Source organism: Carboxylicivirga marina (genome assembly GCF_016612505.1).
In the GTDB taxonomy this organism is placed as follows: domain Bacteria; phylum Bacteroidota; class Bacteroidia; order Bacteroidales; family Marinilabiliaceae; genus Carboxylicivirga; species Carboxylicivirga marina.
Window position 1 is genome coordinate 1 of the sequence record NZ_JAENRR010000083.1, and the last position, 18,102, is coordinate 18,102.

General features: G+C 38.5%; 10 protein-coding genes. All 10 read left to right on the forward strand.

All coding sequences use genetic code 11. From position 1 onward, the window contains the following. Positions 1-199 precede the first annotated feature (199 nt). The 10 genes from JIV24_RS20135 to JIV24_RS20175 all read left to right on the forward strand — a co-directional run bounded on the left by JIV24_RS20135 (position 200) and on the right by JIV24_RS20175 (position 17,943). Positions 200-1,168 carry a FecR family protein gene (locus JIV24_RS20135; RefSeq protein WP_200466881.1) on the forward strand — a complete coding sequence of 323 codons (969 nt, stop codon included), beginning with the start codon at positions 200-202 and terminating at the stop codon, positions 1,166-1,168. A gap of 160 nt (positions 1,169-1,328) precedes the next feature. Then, the gene (locus tag JIV24_RS20140) at positions 1,329-4,607 is read left to right on the forward strand and encodes a TonB-dependent receptor (RefSeq protein ID WP_234445903.1); all 3,279 of its coding nucleotides are present in this window, start codon (positions 1,329-1,331) and stop codon (positions 4,605-4,607) included. Positions 4,608-4,619: 12 nt separating this feature from the next. Next, entirely contained in the window at positions 4,620-6,320 is a 1,701-nt protein-coding gene (locus JIV24_RS20145) for a RagB/SusD family nutrient uptake outer membrane protein (RefSeq protein WP_200466883.1), read from the forward strand. A 26-nt stretch (positions 6,321-6,346) separates the two neighbouring features. Further along, positions 6,347-7,261, forward strand: a complete 915-nt coding sequence (locus tag JIV24_RS20150) for a discoidin domain-containing protein (RefSeq protein WP_200466884.1) — start codon at positions 6,347-6,349, stop codon at positions 7,259-7,261. A 355-nt stretch (positions 7,262-7,616) separates the two neighbouring features. Next, a complete protein-coding gene (locus JIV24_RS22695) occupies positions 7,617-7,742 on the forward strand; it encodes a hypothetical protein (protein WP_262896419.1) in 126 nt (41 codons plus the stop codon). 173 nt (positions 7,743-7,915) lie between these two features. Further along, positions 7,916-9,823, forward strand: coding sequence for a DUF3472 domain-containing protein (locus JIV24_RS20155; RefSeq protein ID WP_200466885.1), 1,908 nt, complete (start codon positions 7,916-7,918; stop codon positions 9,821-9,823). A 146-nt stretch (positions 9,824-9,969) separates the two neighbouring features. Further along, a complete protein-coding gene (locus JIV24_RS20160) occupies positions 9,970-11,835 on the forward strand; it encodes a right-handed parallel beta-helix repeat-containing protein (RefSeq protein WP_200466886.1) in 1,866 nt (621 codons plus the stop codon). Between the two features lie 183 nt (positions 11,836-12,018). Then, positions 12,019-14,475, forward strand: a complete 2,457-nt coding sequence (locus JIV24_RS20165; protein ID WP_200466887.1) for a glycoside hydrolase family 95 protein — start codon at positions 12,019-12,021, stop codon at positions 14,473-14,475. A 27-nt stretch (positions 14,476-14,502) separates the two neighbouring features. Beyond that, positions 14,503-15,993, forward strand: coding sequence for a Gfo/Idh/MocA family protein (locus tag JIV24_RS20170; protein ID WP_200466888.1), 1,491 nt, complete (start codon positions 14,503-14,505; stop codon positions 15,991-15,993). Between the two features lie 72 nt (positions 15,994-16,065). Continuing rightward, positions 16,066-17,943, forward strand: coding sequence for a right-handed parallel beta-helix repeat-containing protein (locus JIV24_RS20175; protein WP_200466889.1), 1,878 nt, complete (start codon positions 16,066-16,068; stop codon positions 17,941-17,943). The last annotated feature ends 159 nt before the right edge of the window (positions 17,944-18,102 follow it).

Consider the following 18,102-nt stretch of genomic DNA (forward strand, 5'->3'; position numbering starts at 1 on the left):
TTGGACACCTTGAAAATACTGATATTTCAGAAGATTCAAGGAACACTTATCCCTTTTTTATGAATAATTCAGGCTAAACATTGGGCTTCTACTATGTTTTTGTACGTTTTATTAAAACTTTCGGAGGCTAGTGAAAAAAAGTTAATTATTCTTTAGGGTATTGGACTCTGTAGGCATATAGTGTGTAAAGTTGTTAATAATGGAAGATTTAAAAGCTAAAATTTTATTAGGTCGTGCGAGTGAAAAGGAACGACTCCTTTTTTACAGGCATTTAAATGCAGATGCTAAAGAAGAAAAGGCTTTTATTGAGCTTAAAAATATGTTAGCCATTCATCGGGTAAGCAATAGAAAATCATTTCCATTAGATAAAAAGAGAAGGTTAAATGCTATTTGGGAGAAGATTGAAAATAAACAATCAACAGGGATTTGGACAAAAATTGCAGCCATTGCAGCGATAGTCATGCTTACCCTTGCCGGTAGCTATTTGTTGAATGTCCTGATAAATATAAATACCCTTGAATCAAACCGCATTGTTACTATCACAACCTCACCCAAAAGTATCAATCAATTTGAATTAGCTGATGGAACGAAGGTGACTTTAAATGCTAACTCGCAAATCAGAATACTGTCCGAAGAATCCGATGAAGTTGTATTGGGTTTAAAGGGACAGGCCTATTTTGATGTTATTCACAATGAATACAGGAAATTTGTGGTAAAAGCCGGGGGTGTTGATATTGTGGATCGGGGAACCGCTTTTAGTGTAAAGGCTGATGATAATCAGGTAGTAGCTACTTTGTTTGAAGGGAATATTGATGTGGTGTCAGTCAGCAAAGAAATTCATTCTTTGGAGCCGGGAGAACAATTTATTTTGGACCAGGAAGGTGTTCGTATTATATCTCATGAGCAGTCAGAACCTTCATCAACATGGATGACAGGGAAGTTTATTTTTAGAAAAATAAAATTGTTCGAAATAGCTGATGAAATTGAGCAGTGGTACGGGGTTGAAGTGCACTTTGAGAATATGGATGCCGGGAATTACAATTTTTCAGGAACAATAGACCGGTCAATCACACTTGAAGAATTAATGCGTTTGTTAAGTTATTCAACATCTGTGAAATATGAAATAATAAATAATTCAAAAGGAAATAAAATTGTGCTAATTAAATAAAAAAAACCGGATTGTTATTCCCGTAACAATCCGGTCTTAACATGTAAACGAAACTGCGTCAACAGTTTCATAAAATTAATGTAAGAATTGTAAATTTATGAAAAAAAAACGAGTTATTCCGTGGCAATTAAAATTCAATTGCCAGAAACTATTCAGGGTTATGAAAATTTCATTCGTTATTCTTCTGGCCTGCAGCTTGTCATTATCGGCAACTGGTCTAAGTCAGAACAATAAAGTCAGCGTAATAGCAAAAAATGCCACTTTGCTTGAAATATTTGAGCAAATTGAAGCGTCTTCTGACTATGGCTTTTTATTTGAAGACGATCAAATTGATTTATTGAAGACCTACTCAATCGATGTGACAGATGAAGCTATAACAGAAGTGTTAAATAAGCTATTGGATGAAAAAGAGTATCGCTTTACAGTTGTTGAAAACAATATAGTGATACGTAAAGTTATTGAATCTACTGCTTCAGCTAATCAGCAGGAAAATATCACAGTAGCAGGAACTGTTACCGATCACGTTGGTGAACCTTTACCCGGTGTTTCCATCGTAATTAAAGGAACAGCTACAGGTACCATTACCAGCATTGATGGTTCATACAAATTGCCAAATATTGAAGAGGGAACAACTTTAGTATTTTCGTTTATCGGCTTTGAATCTCAGGAGGTGCAGGTAGCTGGCAGAGCAAACATTAACATCACCATGGTTGAAGAAACAACCGGCCTGGATGAAGTGGTTGTTGTAGGTTACGGATCTTCAGTAAAGAGAAAAGTTGTTTCTTCGGTATCAACAATCGCAACAGAAGATATCGAAAATATTCCGGTAACTACGATTGTTGACGGGCTTGCCGGCCGTGCAACTGGACTTTTTGTGAATGCTTCAGGTGGCGAACCTGGTTCTGTTCCTAGTATTTCCATTCGAGGAGGCGGACAGCCTACCTATGTAATTGATGGGATACAACAGGGTGTAAATGTGTTTCAGGCACTAAATCCGGATGATATCGCATCTATTACAGTATTAAAAGATGCAGGGGCAACTGCGGTTTATGGTGTTAAAGGTGCAAATGGTATTATTCTTGTGACGACTAAAAGTGGAGAAAGCGGGGATTTCAAGGTTTCTTACAATAATAATTTTGGCTGGTCTCAATCAACCGTTAAACCGGAACGTCCCGATGCCTATACCTATGCCCAAATGATGAATGGTCTTGATAAATCGATGGGCAGACCTGAAAGATATACCCCTGATGTTATGGAGAAAATCAGAACAGGTTCAGATCCAGATGTGTATCCGGATAATGATTGGTATAATGAAGTTGTACGTGAATTTGCTCCTCAGCAAACACATAACCTATCTCTTTCCGGTGGTAATGAAATATCAAAATTCTATATGGGACTTGGGGCTTTTTCTCAAGGGAGTACATATAAAAACGATGCTACCACATTTGATCGATATAATTATCGATTAAATGTTTCATCTTCCTTTGAAAAAGTTGGTCTAACAGTTGCAGCTGGTTTAGATGGATACTTAACAAAGAAAGACGGTATGCCTTACAGTGCTTATACCGTATGGAGTCATATGTCGGGCCATACTCCTCTAGAGAATATTTACAATCCTGATGGAACACTGGCTGCGACAAGTGACCACCCATTAGCTGAAATACTATCACCGGGATACAATAGAAATGATCAACACTTTATGAACGGTAACTTAAGATTTGTATGGGAAGTTCCGAATGTGAAGGGATTGAGTTTTACCGCACTTGGAAATTATAGTAAACTAAACAACAATACTAAGACCTTCACTGTTCTGGCTGATCAATTTGATGCGAACGGAAACCTGATGGCTAAAACATCCCCTTCTTTACATCAAAATACACATCAGCATTCTACTGTTGATATGGAGGGACATATAAACTATATACGTTCCTTTGGAGACCATAATGTAGAATTTACCGGAGTTTATAGTCAAAGTGAAGCTAGTGGCTATCAGTTTTGGGCTTCACGACGTAATTATATGTCAGTTGTAGTAGATCAGCTTTTTGCAGGTGATAGTGACACAAAGGATAACTCAGGAGGAGGTTCTGAAAGTTCCAGAATGGGGTATGTCGGAAGAGTAAAATATGACTATAAAGGAAAATATATCGTTGAGTTTTCAGGTCGGTACGATGGCAGCTATAAGTTTGACGATGGTCATCGTTGGGGATTCTTCCCTTCAGGATCCGCCGGATGGATCATATCTGACGAAAGTTTTATGCAAAGCTTAAAAGACAAACACATCCTTGATCTTTTCAAATTAAGGTATTCCTATGGTATCGTTGGTTCGGATGCAGTAGCTGAATTTGCTTATTTGCCAACATATAGCTTAATTGGTTCACGCTATATGATTGATGGAAAACTTGTAAATGGATACAGAGAAGGAGAGCTTACAGGAAATGCATATTCATGGTTTGAGCAGGAATCGCATGATATAGGGTTTGATTATGCTACGATGAATAATAAGCTGAGCGGGACATTTGCGTACTTTTATTACAGAAAAACAGGATATGTTCAGGATCCTAAAGAACAATACGTTACGCCTCTGGGTAAAAGTTTGCCTAAAATAAATTCTGATGCAGCCTCTAGAAAGGATGGAATCGAAATTTCAGCAGCTTATAAGAACAGCTATGGAGATTTTAAATATGAAATAGGTGGTAATGTATCGTCTTTCAGAACAATGTGGGAAAAGGCGAACGAAAGCGAAACCGCTCTAATGAATCCAAATACCAGAAGTACTCAACGTGTAAATGATGCATGGGGAAGAGGTTATACAAGTAATGGTTTATATCAAACGAATATGGATATTCTTAATAACCAGAGAAGGCTTTCAGCCAATGCTTTACGCCCTGGAGATCTGATGTATCAAGATTTAAATGGTGATGGAAAAATAGATGATGAGGACATTAGTTACATAGGCTCTGCAAAAACTCCTCAGCTTACGTATGGTGTTTTCTTGAATGCCTCGTATAAAGGCTTATCATTAAGTGCTCTTATCCAGGGATCAGGAAAAAGAAATATGCTTCTGGGCTGGCATGCAAGAAATGACCAGTTTAGGTATGATCATCAGAAAGATTTCTGGACGCCCGACAACACAGGAGCGTTATTTCCAAGGCCAACACTTGATGGAATGAATAATAGTAATAACAGCCAGACATCAACCCATTATTTGTTAGATGCTCAATATGTAAGACTTAAGAGTTTATCGATTTCTTACGATCTTAAGAAAGAAGTGTTGAAATCAGCAGATTGGTTAAATTCTTGTTCTGTATTTGTTTCTGGCTATAATCTATTGACATCTAGTAAGGCATCTGATTTCGTTGATCCTGAAACAGCTCATGAAAGTAATTTTGGGTATCCTGTAAACAGAACATACTCATTAGGTTTGAAAGTAGCATTCTAAAATTTAAGTATTATGAATAAAATATATTTAATATTAATAGCAGTTTTGTTTTTATCCGTATCGTGTAATGACGATATTCTGGATTTAAAACCTTTGGATAAATATTCGGAAAAGGATGTATGGTCTGATGTCGTAATGGCTGAAGCATTTATCTATGATGTTTATGCCAATACTGTACCTAGGTACGCATGGTCCAATCATTACGAACAATTAAGCGATAATTATGTGGTATTACCTTGGGCTGGTACTAACAATATTAAAGCCAATAACTATGATCGCAACTATGATGCTGGATGGAACAGGTATGGAGCCATTCGTATGTGTAATTTAGCAATAGAAAAAATTTCTGAATCTGATTTTTCTAAAAATAAGAAAGATCAATTATTAGGTGAAGCAAAATTTCTAAGAGCACTAGTGTATTTTGAACAAGTACAGAAATTTGGCGGGGTGATGCTGGTTGATAAAGTTTATTCAGCGGATGAAGAAGACTTTCAATTACCTCGTGCTACTGAAAAGCAGTGCTACGATTTTATTCTTAATGACTTGTCTGATGCATCAACACTTTTACCAGAAGCGGCTCAACGCGGACGAGCAAGCAAAGGTGCAGCATATGCTATGTCAATGAGAGTTGCATTACGAGCTGCAGCATATCTTAACGATGATTCATATTGTAATACCGTTATAGCCGAAGGAGATAAACTATTTGCTCTTGGCAAATATAGCCTGGTTGATGATTATTCGAACTTGTTTAATCAATATTCAACAGCCGTTAACAATAGTGAGAGTATTTTAATTCTTGATAAAAGTGAGGATAATACAAGGATTGTTAATACTCCTATGATAAGTTTAGTACCTAACGTGAATGAGCATAGTAAGATTCTTGATAGTAATAATGGGACAAAAGAACCTCGTCATCCACTCTCAAATGGTAATATGGAGGCTTGGCCAAACCTAAGCCCTACACAAGATTTGGTTGATGATTATTTAGTGGAAGATGTGGATGGTGTTGCAAAAAAATGGAATGAAACGGACTATTTCACCAATGGTCTTAATGTTTATGAAAAAATGTACATTAACCGTGATGCAAGGTTTTATGCATCTTTGGGGCATGATTCAACGATATATTGTGGTAATTTGATATTTACTAGGGAATTAGGGAATATTGCACAGTCTAACACAAAAAATGGTCATGGTACGCCAACGGGATATATTACTCGTAAAGGTGTATATGAGGATTTACGTATTTTTTACAGTGATAACACAAGCTATTGCTATCAGATTCTTAGACTTGGTGAAGCATATCTAAACTATGCAGAAGCAGCTCTTGTTCTTGGAGATGAAGCTACAGCCAGAGAATATATGTCTAAAACATTCAAATCTCATGGTAAGTTTGTTTCAGATATTACAGCCAGTGGAACGGATTTATGGGATGCCTACAAAAGAGAACGCAGAGTTGAGATGTTTTCAGAAGGTAGCGATCGATTTTGGTCCTTGTTGCGCTGGGGAAAATTTGAAAACAAAGAGGTGGTAAGTGAATTGAACCAAGTTCTTCATGGAATAGAAATTTCTGAAGATGGTCAATCGTATTCTATAATCGAAACAAAAGATAATGGAGGTCAGGATCCAGCATTTGTTAATAGAAGATACTATTATCCTATTCCTCATGGAGAAAGACAGGCGAATCCTAACCTGGAACAAAATCCGGGTTGGTAATATGGTTAATTTTTAAAATGAGAAAAATGAAGAAAATATTGCTATTGAATATCGTTTTTGTAGGGCTATTGTTTACATCATGCTTAAAGCACGATTTAGAAGATTTGCCTGCATTTGGAGATACTGAGATTATTAGTTTTGATTTTGAATATCGCTGGATCGAAAGCGATACGATCAAGGATGGTAATACTGTTATTGAAGTCAGAGATCAGGTTAAAGTTGAAAAAATGAACTATGAGGATTATTCTATGGATACAGAAAATGGGACTATCAATGTAGTACTGTCAGCACCTTCCTCAATTCCTTCTGAAGTTGCAGAAAACATTGAACTAACTATGATTTGGGGGTATGCTGATATTTCTACAGCTGCTAAAATTAAACCAATTGGAGATGCTCCTGTCCTTGGAAAACCAGGCGATTATTCTGTTGAGCGCGAATATTTAGTGACTGCAGCCAATGGTGCAACTCAAAAGTGGACAATAAATACTACTCTTTCCAATAAATATGTGTTAGATAAATCGGGATGGGCCATCGTTGACGCGTCACCTTTTGTAGGTGATTCTCCGGTTACAAATGTTATTGATGGTAATTTGGGCACATTTTGGCACACCCCATGGAATGCGTCACAAGTTCCTGGCGGTGAAGTTCCTGACCATCCTCACTATTTTACAATCGACATGGGAGAATTAAAAACTGTAGTAGGCGTTACGTTATTTAAGAGGCAAACTGAAAACAATGGATCTGACTCGCATGAAGTTTGGGTGAGTGCAGATAATGAGGTGTTTACACTCGTCGCAGCATATGACAAACAGATTCCTGACAATAATGGTGTACTACTGCCAATTACGATACAGGATGTGAGATATGTGAAGTATATTGCAGTTTCCGGACCACAGGTATTCACACATTTAGGTGAATTGGACGTTATTGGATTGAAGTAATGTGATGTTATCCAAACAATGCATTCAGAATACATAAAAAACTCTAATGCAGATCAATATTACAAGCTTTCAAGTCCCAAGGTTTAAGAGGATTTATGGATTTCAAGTTTTGGGCTATTAATATCTAATGCTTGAGCTACATTGTGACCTTTATGAGTTCATTAGTGTAGCTCAAGTTTCGTATTATTCATTTACATTGTAATCGTCAAATCAAACCTGAAGAAAATGACCACCGCTACTGGTATGTCCGCTATGATGATGAGAAATGGCATAACTACGAAATTTGTAAATCGGGTAGCTGGTTTCCACAAACCCCTGAGGTAAGCGAGAGCCCGAACCTAACTATTTTGGTAATATGACAGTGCATCCTGATAATTCTAAGGTGATATATGTGTCGCGACAAATTAACGGGATATTCGAAATTGAACGTATGGAAACCAAAGGTGGTGGTAAAACATGGGAAACCGAAGCAGTAACTTAAAATGTAAGCTATGATAATGTACGTCCTTATATTCCAAGAGGATTAGAAAAGAAGGACAAGGAAATTGTGCTATGGATAGAGAATCAAAAGTATATTCACTACACCGACTATAAAACCTCACTGAAGTATTTTATATGATAAGTTTTTAGGAGCTACTTTAACACAATTATACCATGAGCATAACTAAAAAACTGCTTTTAATACTTCTTCGGTTTGGTAATGTATTGATGCTAAGAGGACAAACAGAGGAATCATACGAAAAAGTAATATTCAGCTCCCAGAAGAAGAAAACAAAATTGAGCATCAATAAATATGGAGAATTAGTAGTAAACATACCTCTAATAAGTGCCTATAAACTGTTAGCCAAAGGTTATATCAGCTATAGCGACTATGGAGCGGTGGGCGATGGAATAACCAATGATATAAATGCCATAGGGGCAACGCATGCCTTCGATAATAAACACGGATTACCTGTAAAAGCAAATCAAGATGCTACTTATTATATTGGTAGAGATGAACGTACGGCAATTATACAGACTGATTACGATATCATCCTTAGCAGGGCGCTGAATGTTTCATTTGTGAACTGTCGTCAAACGAATGATATTAATGACGGAAAATTCTGGGGAATAATGGGTTCCAATTACTGCAAAAACCTGCTATACGACAATTGTGTTTTGTCTCGATTCGATGCGCATAAAGGAGTGGCCAATGCCACCATCCGTAATTCAAAACCGGGACACAGCGGTATTGCTGCTAATGGTACCGGGAAGTTACTAATCGATAATTCCATCATTTATAGTTGTGTACTTGTCAACCTTCGCTCCGATTATGGTAGCTCCTGGCAAGGTGAATGCATTATCCGGAACTGTACTTTTGTGCAGATAGGAGGTAATGCCTGGATGGATGAAGAGGATAAACCTAAAAAAAAGGCGCATTTTAATAAAGAGGGCGCACTGAATCTAACAAAGCACAAACAAATAGTACGGATATATTTTCGAACAGAAAAAACAGGTACTTTACAACTCGGACTAAGGGCTAAAGCTTCTGCCGGAAGTTCGACAATTAAAGTTTCTTTTGAAGGAAAAAACCACGGTGTTTCAATAAGCGATACAACTTGGCAAGACATTAATGCAGGGATTTATAAGATTAAAAAGCCAGGATATCATTGTGTTGAACTGCATGGAATAAAGAAGGCGGATGAGTCATTTGGTTTGTTTAAAGACCTGTTGTTGGGAGGTGATGCATGCGTGGATTCCGTCTATTATGTGAAAGATGAATTATACTGGGGCAGACGTGGACCTTCTGTTCATTTAACTTATCAGGTGCCTAAGGAGGCCGGTGATATCGTGTACTTCTATAATGAAATTACGGTTCCTGAAGGTGAGGACGTGTTAGGTTCTTATTTCATGACGAATGGCTTTGCAGAAGGTTATTTTGGTATCCAGGTCAACTCACCCACAGAGCGTCGTATGTTATTTTCGGTTTGGAGCCCATATCATACGGATAATCCAAATGAGATTCCTGAAGAACAGCGAATCAAAATGCTAAAGAAAGGCAAAGATGTTTACACAGGTAAATTCGGAAATGAAGGTTCCGGGGGCCAGAGTTATTTGAAATACAACTGGAAGGCAGGTACAACCTATGGCTTCTTGCTTAAGGCCCACCCTTCAGAGAATAGCAGTACCGATTATACAGCCTGGTTTATGGACCCTGAAGTCAATGAATGGCAACTCATCGCCAGTTTCCGACGCCCACAGACGACCACTTATATCAAACGTCCGCACTCGTTTTTAGAAGACTTTTATACCCAAATGGGTAATACCAGCCGAATGGCATACTATACCAACCAATGGGTTCGTAATACTGAAGGAAAGTGGGATGAACTGACAAAAGCCAAATTTACAGCCGATGCAACGGCTCGCAAAGATTCGCGCCTGGATTATGCAGGAGGTATTCATGATGGCAAATTCTTTATGAAAAACTGTGGCTTCTTCAGTGAGCGTGTGGCTTATGACCAGTATTTTGAACGAGAGGATAAGGGCATGCAGCCAAAAATTGATTTTAGTCAATTGAAGTAAAATGAATGTCTTTTATGGCGCATAATAGAATAAACACAGAGACACAAAGGCACAGAGTAATTTTCCTGACTAAATAAGACTTAAATTAAGAAATCATGTTAACAAACAGAAGACCATTTTTTAGAAAACACTATAGCGAATTATTTATGAAAAGAGTAATTTATTTTTTCTTCAGCCTGTTAATGATTGCTTGTAATAATACAGGCATAAGTACTTCATGTATAGGTGTTGTTTATCCTAATGCAGATGAACGCACTGCTTCAAAAGAAGAAGTCAGCTATTATATCGATCCCGTAAAAGGTAATGATGCTAATAGTGGCACCCAAAAAGATGCTCCCTGGAAGACCTTTCGGCGTGTCAATCAATTACGCCTTAGCAAAGGAAATAAAATTGAAATATTGGCACCGGGGGCATTTAGAGAATCCTTGTTTTTTATCGGGCAGGGTACCGCAGAGCAGCCCATTGAAATTAATTTTGCAAAGGGGCAATATGATTTTTACCCTGAAAAAGCTTATAGAAGTAAGTTTCATATTTCGAATACCAATGATGCTCCCGATTCATTGAAAGCTGTGGCCTTTTATTTTTTAGATGCTGAAAATGTTAAAGTAAACGGTAATGATGCAGAGATTATTTTTAGAGGTAAAACCATTGAAACCAGTTTAAACAATTGTAAGCATGTTAGTATCGAAGGCATAGGCTTTAATTATAAACGGCCAACCGTTTCAGAAATCGAAGTGATTACTGTGAATGAGCGTTATGCCGATGTTCAGATTCACAAGGACTCAAAATACCAAATAGCAGATAGTATGCTGGTGTGGATTGGAGAAGGATGGAAGCATCAGGTAAAACCTTTGTGGCAGGAATTTAATCCGGAAGCGAGTAAGGTGAGCAGGAAGTGGCTTTCCTTAAAGAACATACGTTTTTCAGCCTTACAAGCCAATCAGATACGTATACACTATGATAAAAACCCGGGATTAAAAAAAGGATTAATTTATCAAAACCGTAACACATTCAGGGATTATGCCGGGATATTTATCCAGAAGAGTAAAGACATCACGTTGAAAAACGTCAATATCCATTTCATGCACGGCATGGGCGTGGTGAGTCAATACTGTGAAAATGTGACCATGGATGGCGTATCGGTCCGTCCTAAAGAAAATTCCGGAAGAACCTGTGCTGCCTGGGCTGATATCCTTCATTTTTCAGGATGCAAAGGAAACCTGGAAATAATGAATTGCTATTTGTCGGCCGCCAATGACGATGCAATTAATATCCATGGTACTCACCTACGTATCGTTGATGTTGTGTCGAGTCGAAGAATAAAGGTTCGTTTCATGCATAAGCAATCCTATGGCTTTGAAGCGTTCTTTGCAGGAGATAGTATTGAGTTCATAAGTGCTAAAACACTACTGCCTTATGCTCAAAATAAGGTGGTCAGCGCAAATACACTGAATGAGAAGGAAATTGAATTAACGCTTCACCGGGATATCCCGAATGATATACAGCCCAAAGACGTGATTGAAAATATTACCTGCACTGCCAATGTTCTTATTCGTAATAATAAAATAATTCATATACCAACACGTGGTATCTTGGTTACCACACGAGGAAAGGTGGTAATTGAAAACAATGAGCTTTTTAAAACCCAAATGAGTGGAATTTTAATTGCCGATGATGCCAATAGCTGGTATGAATCCGGTTACGTTAAGGATGTAACGATTCGTACTAACAAATTTATTGAGTGCGAACAACCGGTCATTAATATCCATCCTGAAAATTCGGAGATGGTTGATGAATATCCTGTACATAGCAACATCCGGATAAGCGATAATCAATTTATCTTAAAGAACGCTGTTGTATTAGCTGCAAAAAGCACTGGGAATATTGATTTTGTTAACAATAAGATCGTTTCGGCCGGTGAACTCAAGGTGCAAGATATCATCAGACTTAAAGGATGTTCCAATATGAAAATGGAAGGCAATGAATTAAATAATAAAGTGGTTGAGTTTTAATAAATAGTATAAAATTATTGAGGTGAATTTAATTTTATCCAATGCGATAGTGAAATTTATTTTGACTATAAATTTGAGGCAGGTGCATTATAGTATGAAACCAATTAGTGAGTTCTTAAATGTTTCTGCCTGGCATAATATTAAGTAGTTGCCGTTGCTTAAAAAGATTAAATTATTAAGAAAATGAAAGTAAGACTTTTAGTACAGATAATTATTTTTTGTATTTCAGTACATGCTTATGGGGCTTTATTGTCTTTTACTAATTGTGGATCTGATACTATAGAAGCTGTAAATTCTTCAGATCAACATGCCAAATATTCACAGGGACTTACAGTTTGGTTTGATGAGCCTGCAAGCAACAGTGGTAAGGAATCGTGGTTGAAAGTAAGCAAACCCAATTATGGGCCACATGCTAATCCTGATAGAGCTTGGGATAAATATGCCTTACCCATTGGTAATGGTCATATCGGGGGAATGGTATATGGACATATTACCGAGGAGCGCATCCAATTTAATGAGAAAACCTTGTGGACAGGTGGTCCGGGAACAAAAGGTTACAATAATCCAAATGTGGAAGATGCTTATCAACAATTACCACGTATTAGAGAGTTGGTACTGGAAGGTAGAATTGGTGATGCTGAACAGTTAGCAAAGAATACCTTAAAAGGAATATGGAAAGGAAATGACATTCGCTTTGGCAAGTACCAGACTTTTGGCGAAGTGCAAATTAAGACAGGTATTAGTGCCAGTGGAATTAAGAACTACCAAAGAGCTTTATCACTGGATTCCTCACTTGTAACCATTTCTTTTGCCAAAAGTGATACCGTTTATAAACGCCGTTACTTTTGCTCCTATCCGCACAACGTGATGGTGATGCGTTTTGAATGTAACAAGCCTAAAGCACAAAACCTGGCCTTTACGATTAAAAGTCCGCACAATCATATCATAAAGAACACCAAAAATGGGATTGTTTTAAGCGGGCGAGTGAAAGATAATGATCTGGGCATTGCTGCAAGGGTGCACGTAACTGCTAAAGATGGGCAAGTTAATATTGAGGGGGATCAAATCATAGTGAGCCATGCGAGTACGGTGACTTTTTTGTTAACCGCGGATACTGATTATCAAATGAATTATCCGAGTTACCGGGGTGAAGATGCATTAAAGAATACCTTGCATACCATTAAAAAGGCAAAACGACTTTCTTACAAAACTTTAAAGGAAACCCATGTTGCTGATTACAAGGGGCTATTCGATAGGGTGCAATTAGAGATTAATAACTCATCGTTGTTAACAAATATACCTACCGATGAGCGAATAAGAGTCTACAAAAAGGATCCAACAGATAATGGTCTGGAAGTATTATATTATCAATTCGGACGTTATTTGTTAATTTCATCTTCACGAAAAGGCAATTTACCAGCTAATCTTCAAGGGGTATGGAACAATGAACTTTATCCACCCTGGTTATCGGACTATCACATTAATATAAATTTACAGATGAATTATTGGGGAGCAGGTAATAGTAACTTAAGTGAATGTAATTTACCACTGATAGATTATATAGATAACTTAAGAGAACCTGGAGCTATAACCGCAAAAAGTTATCATAATGCTCGTGGATGGACGACGAATATGCATTCTAATGCCTGGGGATTCACAGCACCCGATAATTATGGAGTTTTATTCTGGCAGTATTTTCCCTTGAGTGGAGCATGGTTATGCCAGCATGTGTGGGAGCATTATGATTTTACGAGAGATAATCAATATTTAGAGAAGACAGCTTATCCGATTTTGAAATCACAAGCTGAATTTGTTGAAGATTACTTATATAAGCTTGGGGACTCTATTTATGTCTCTTTCCCTTCCTGGTCGCCTGAGCATGGAAGTGTTTCAATTGGCACAACTACCGATCATGCTATGGCTTGGGATTTATTAAATAATGTCGTCGAAGCTGCTACAATACTTGATGTAGATCTGCAAGACAGAAAGAAATGGGCCGGCATAAGAGATAGCATTTGTTCGCCCAAGATAGGCCACTGGGGGCAGTTGCAAGAGTGGTTTGAGGATAGGGATAATGAAAACGATCAACACCGTCATGTGAATCATCTGTTTGGTCTGTATCCGGGACGTCAAATATCTCCTATTACTACTCCCGGCTTAGCACAGGCAGCTCACACCAGTCTTTTGGCACGAGGTGATGGTGCAACTGGTTGGAGTATGGGGTGGAAGATTAACTTTTGGGCCCGCTTGCTCGATGGAGATCATGCTTATAAGTTGGTTCAGAACTTGTTAAAACATGGTACTTCCACCAATTTATTTGATTTGCATCCCCCATTTCAGATTGATGGTAATCTTGGGGGTATGGCTGGTATTGCTGAGATGTTATTGCAAAGTCATGCCGGTTTTATTCATTTATTACCAGCACTGCCCAGCGCATGGAAAAATGGTAAAGTAAATGGGCTGTTGGCGCGAGGTGCTTTTGAAATTGATATGCAATGGAATGATGAGCAATCGGTAAAAGGTCAGCTCTATTCAAAGAAGGGAGGACCATGCATCCTGAAATTTAAATCAGAAACCATTAAAATAAATACCGAGGCCGGGAAGTCTTATGATTTTGAATTTCCGGAAAAACAGAATTAGTCTATCAAAACTATAAATCAAAATATCATGTCAACAAACAGACGATCATTTTTAAAAAATATGGCATTGGGAGCAGGTGTAGCAGCTGCCGCTCCAGTGGCCGGGTGTAACACCCGCTCAAAAGAAAAAGAAGCAGTGGCTTATATCCGCGAAAATGCGGAGTGCGTGCCAAAGATGGAATTCAACATGTGTGGTTATGCAGCCCCAAAGCTGGATAAAGTACGTGTCGGTTTTGTGGGAATCGGCGACAGAGGTATCGGTGCGGTAGACCGCATGGGTTTTATCGAGGGTGTTGAAGTCACCGCTATTTGTGATACGCGCCAGGCTGCGCTTGATGGTGCCCAGGCTTCGCTGGCCAAGGCAGGTTTGCCAAAAGCCAAAGAGTTCACAGGAAGCGATACCGCTTTTAAAGCTTTATGCGATAGCGGACTGGTTGATTTGGTGTATATCGCAACGCCATGGGAATGGCACGTGCCAGTGGCTATAGCAGCTATGCGTGGTGGTAGCCATGCCGCCGTTGAAGTATCAACAGCCAAAACCATGGATGAATGCTGGGAAATGGTGGAAGTATCAGAACAGACGAAGAAGCACTGCGTGATTCTGGAGAACTGCTGTTACGATTTCTTCGAGTTGTTAACCTTAAATATGGCTCGTCAGGGGGCATTTGGTGATTTAGTGCATGGTGAAGGTGCTTATATCCATGATTTGGATTACTGGCATTTCAACAAGCCACAAGACGATAAACCACGCGGAGATGGTGCTTACGACAAGCTTTGGCGTTTGCATGAGAACACACGTAAGGCCAATGTATACCCAACGCATGGCTTAGGTCCTATCTGTCAGGCCATGGATATTAACCGTGGCGACCGCATGGATTATCTGACCGCCATGATGTCAGATGATTTTACTCTAAAACACCGCATCAAAGAGCTGGCGCCTGATCGTCCGGACTTGCAGCAGTTCATCGGTAAAGAGATGCGTGGTAATATGGATATGCAGATGATTCGTACCGTTAAAGGTCGTACTATGATGATTCAGCACGATATTAGCTCGCCGCGTCCATACTCACGTATCCACATGTTAAGTGGAACGAAGTGTTTTGCTCAGAAGTGGCCTTTACAACACATTGCCTTTGGACACTCTAAGGCGGATGATGCAAAAATGAAAGAATTACAAGAGAAGTATACGCCGGAAATCGTGCGTCGTATAGGTGAAATGGCCAAACAGGTAGGTGGTCATGGCGGAATGGACTTTATGATGGACTGGCGTTTGATTGACTGTCTGCGTAATGGCCTGCCAATGGATATGGATGTGTATGATGCAGCATCTTGGTCGTGTATTACACCATTAAGTGAATGGTCAATATTAAATGGCTCAAAGCCAATTGCTGTTCCTGATTTTACACGTGGTAAATGGAAGACTAATAAACCTGTAGAATTAACACTTAAAGGAGGTGGAACAACTGGTGTTCGCAACTTAAAAGAAGCCGATTCAGATAAGCAGTTAAATGTTCATTAATAGATAGGATAATGTGCGGATGATTATAATGGTCATCCGCCATTCTTAAAAACTAGCCAAAAGCTTTAGCTTATGAAACTCTATCAAAAATATATAGTTCTAATATTTCTAGTGCTTGCTACAGGTTTTCAGGCTTGTACAAATAAAAATGGGATCGTCATAAATGTTGAGGAGTATGGCATTAAAGCCGATACTCAAGAATGCATTGTTGCTCAAATCAATCAGTTGATTGAAAATCTGGATGAGCAACCCACTACTATTGTTTTCCCCAAAGGGCGATATGATTTTTACCCCGATTCCAATTACTTGCGACCTTATTTTGAAACCAATACCTACGATGTAAATCCGAAGCGTCTGGGCATTCTGTTGGATAAAAAATCAAATATTACCATTGACGGACAAGGTTCTGAATTTATCTATCATGGCCACATACAACCATTCACTCTCGATCACTCAAGCAATATCACACTTAAAAACATCAATATTGATTGGGATATTCCATTAACAGCCGAGTCGGAAGTGATGGAGGCTTCATCATCTCATCTTTTATTAAAAATAGACACGAAGCAATTTCCTTTTGAGCTTAGCTCTCAACAAGGTATTGACTTTGTTGGTGAAGACTGGAAAGAGAATTGGCAATTGTCGCAAGGCTCATGGTTAATTGAAATTGATCAAAACCATATTATACCGGCTTATACTGGTGGCCATGGTAGTGTAAAATACAAAGGTGACAAGGAACTGAAATATACACTGGTTGATGATGGTTTATTAAAGATTGAAGGGCAATTTACCAAAACACCTACTGTCGGCAATCGTTTGATTATGCGCCATAGTACGCGCGATCATGCTGGCATATTTTTATTTCATAGTAAAGATTTGTTATTGGAAAATATTAACGTCTATCACACTTCTGGCTTGGGAATCTTATCTCAATACTGTGAGAATATTGAGATGAGGCAGGTGCATATGATTCCTAATCCTGCTAAAAATCGTTTTTTAAGTGGTCATGATGATGGACTTCATTTTATGGGCTGTAAAGGCGGCATTGTGATAGATAGTTGCAAAGCTCAAGGTCTGATGGATGACCCAATTAATATACATGGAACCTGTGTGCCGGTAGTGGAGAAGATAGATGCTACTACCGTCAGATGTCGATTTGCACACGGCATGAGTACAGGTTTAATATGGGCTCAGCCAGGTGATTCGCTGAGTTTTATCCATAAAAAATCTATGAAATCGATTGGTTTAGGAACTATTTCCAGCTTTGAACCTGAAAGTAAAGATGTTTTTGTCTTGAAGTTTAAAGAGGAGGTTCCTTCAAAGCTGGATGCAAACTATTCAATTGAAAACTTGTCGTGGATACCCAATGTGAAAATTACCAATTGTTTTGCGGGAAGTTGCAGAGCCAGAGGTTACCTGATATCAACACCTGGCGAAGTTGTTATTGAAAACAATGTGTTTGAAACCAGTGGTTCGGCCATCTTAATTGCTGGTGATGCCAATTACTGGTACGAGAGCGGAGCAGTTAGGGATGTAACGATTCGAAATAATGAATTCAGGTGGCCATGCAATTCATCGCATTATCAGTTCTGCAATGCCATTATTAGTATTTATCCCGAGGTTCCTGAACCAGATTCTGAACAGCCATTTCATCAGAATATTACAATAGAGCATAACCATTTCAACCCATCTGATTACCTGGTTTTATATGCCTTGTCTGTTGATGGATTGAGCTTTAAGAATAATACGATTTCACGCACTTACAATTATCAGCCATGGCATTTTCAAAAGCATACTTTTTTATTGGATGCTTGTAAGAATGTCGAAATTAGCAGAAACATAATTGAGGATGATGTGCTGGGCAAAAATATCTTACTAAAGCGGATGAGCCAGGATGAATTAAGGCTTGGAAACGCGGAGCTGACTGTTGAGGTGAAAGATGCTGATTAATCATAGAACCTGTTGCGACAATGCTATTGATAATAATAGAGGATTTGAGGATAGCTTAAAGTAAAAATAGTATTAGTGATTCTAAAACAATTTCATTTTTTATTGTCAGCCATCGTCATATAGGTTCAACTCCTCTGGAGTTGCTATGTAACGCTTAGA

Bases quoted from the DNA above. Each gene is read 5' to 3' on its own strand.
- JIV24_RS20135 (WP_200466881.1), top strand. From the start codon at position 200: ATGGAAGATTTAAAAGCTAAAATTTTATTAGGTCGTGCGAGTGAAAAG.
- JIV24_RS20140 (WP_234445903.1), top strand. From the start codon at position 1,329: ATGAAAATTTCATTCGTTATTCTTCTGGCCTGCAGCTTGTCATTATCG.
- JIV24_RS20145 (WP_200466883.1), top strand. From the start codon at position 4,620: ATGAATAAAATATATTTAATATTAATAGCAGTTTTGTTTTTATCCGTA.
- JIV24_RS20150 (WP_200466884.1), top strand. From the start codon at position 6,347: ATGAAGAAAATATTGCTATTGAATATCGTTTTTGTAGGGCTATTGTTT.
- JIV24_RS22695 (WP_262896419.1), top strand. From the start codon at position 7,617: ATGACAGTGCATCCTGATAATTCTAAGGTGATATATGTGTCGCGACAA.
- JIV24_RS20155 (WP_200466885.1), top strand. From the start codon at position 7,916: ATGAGCATAACTAAAAAACTGCTTTTAATACTTCTTCGGTTTGGTAAT.
- JIV24_RS20160 (WP_200466886.1), top strand. From the start codon at position 9,970: ATGAAAAGAGTAATTTATTTTTTCTTCAGCCTGTTAATGATTGCTTGT.
- JIV24_RS20165 (WP_200466887.1), top strand. From the start codon at position 12,019: ATGAAAGTAAGACTTTTAGTACAGATAATTATTTTTTGTATTTCAGTA.
- JIV24_RS20170 (WP_200466888.1), top strand. From the start codon at position 14,503: ATGTCAACAAACAGACGATCATTTTTAAAAAATATGGCATTGGGAGCA.
- JIV24_RS20175 (WP_200466889.1), top strand. From the start codon at position 16,066: ATGAAACTCTATCAAAAATATATAGTTCTAATATTTCTAGTGCTTGCT.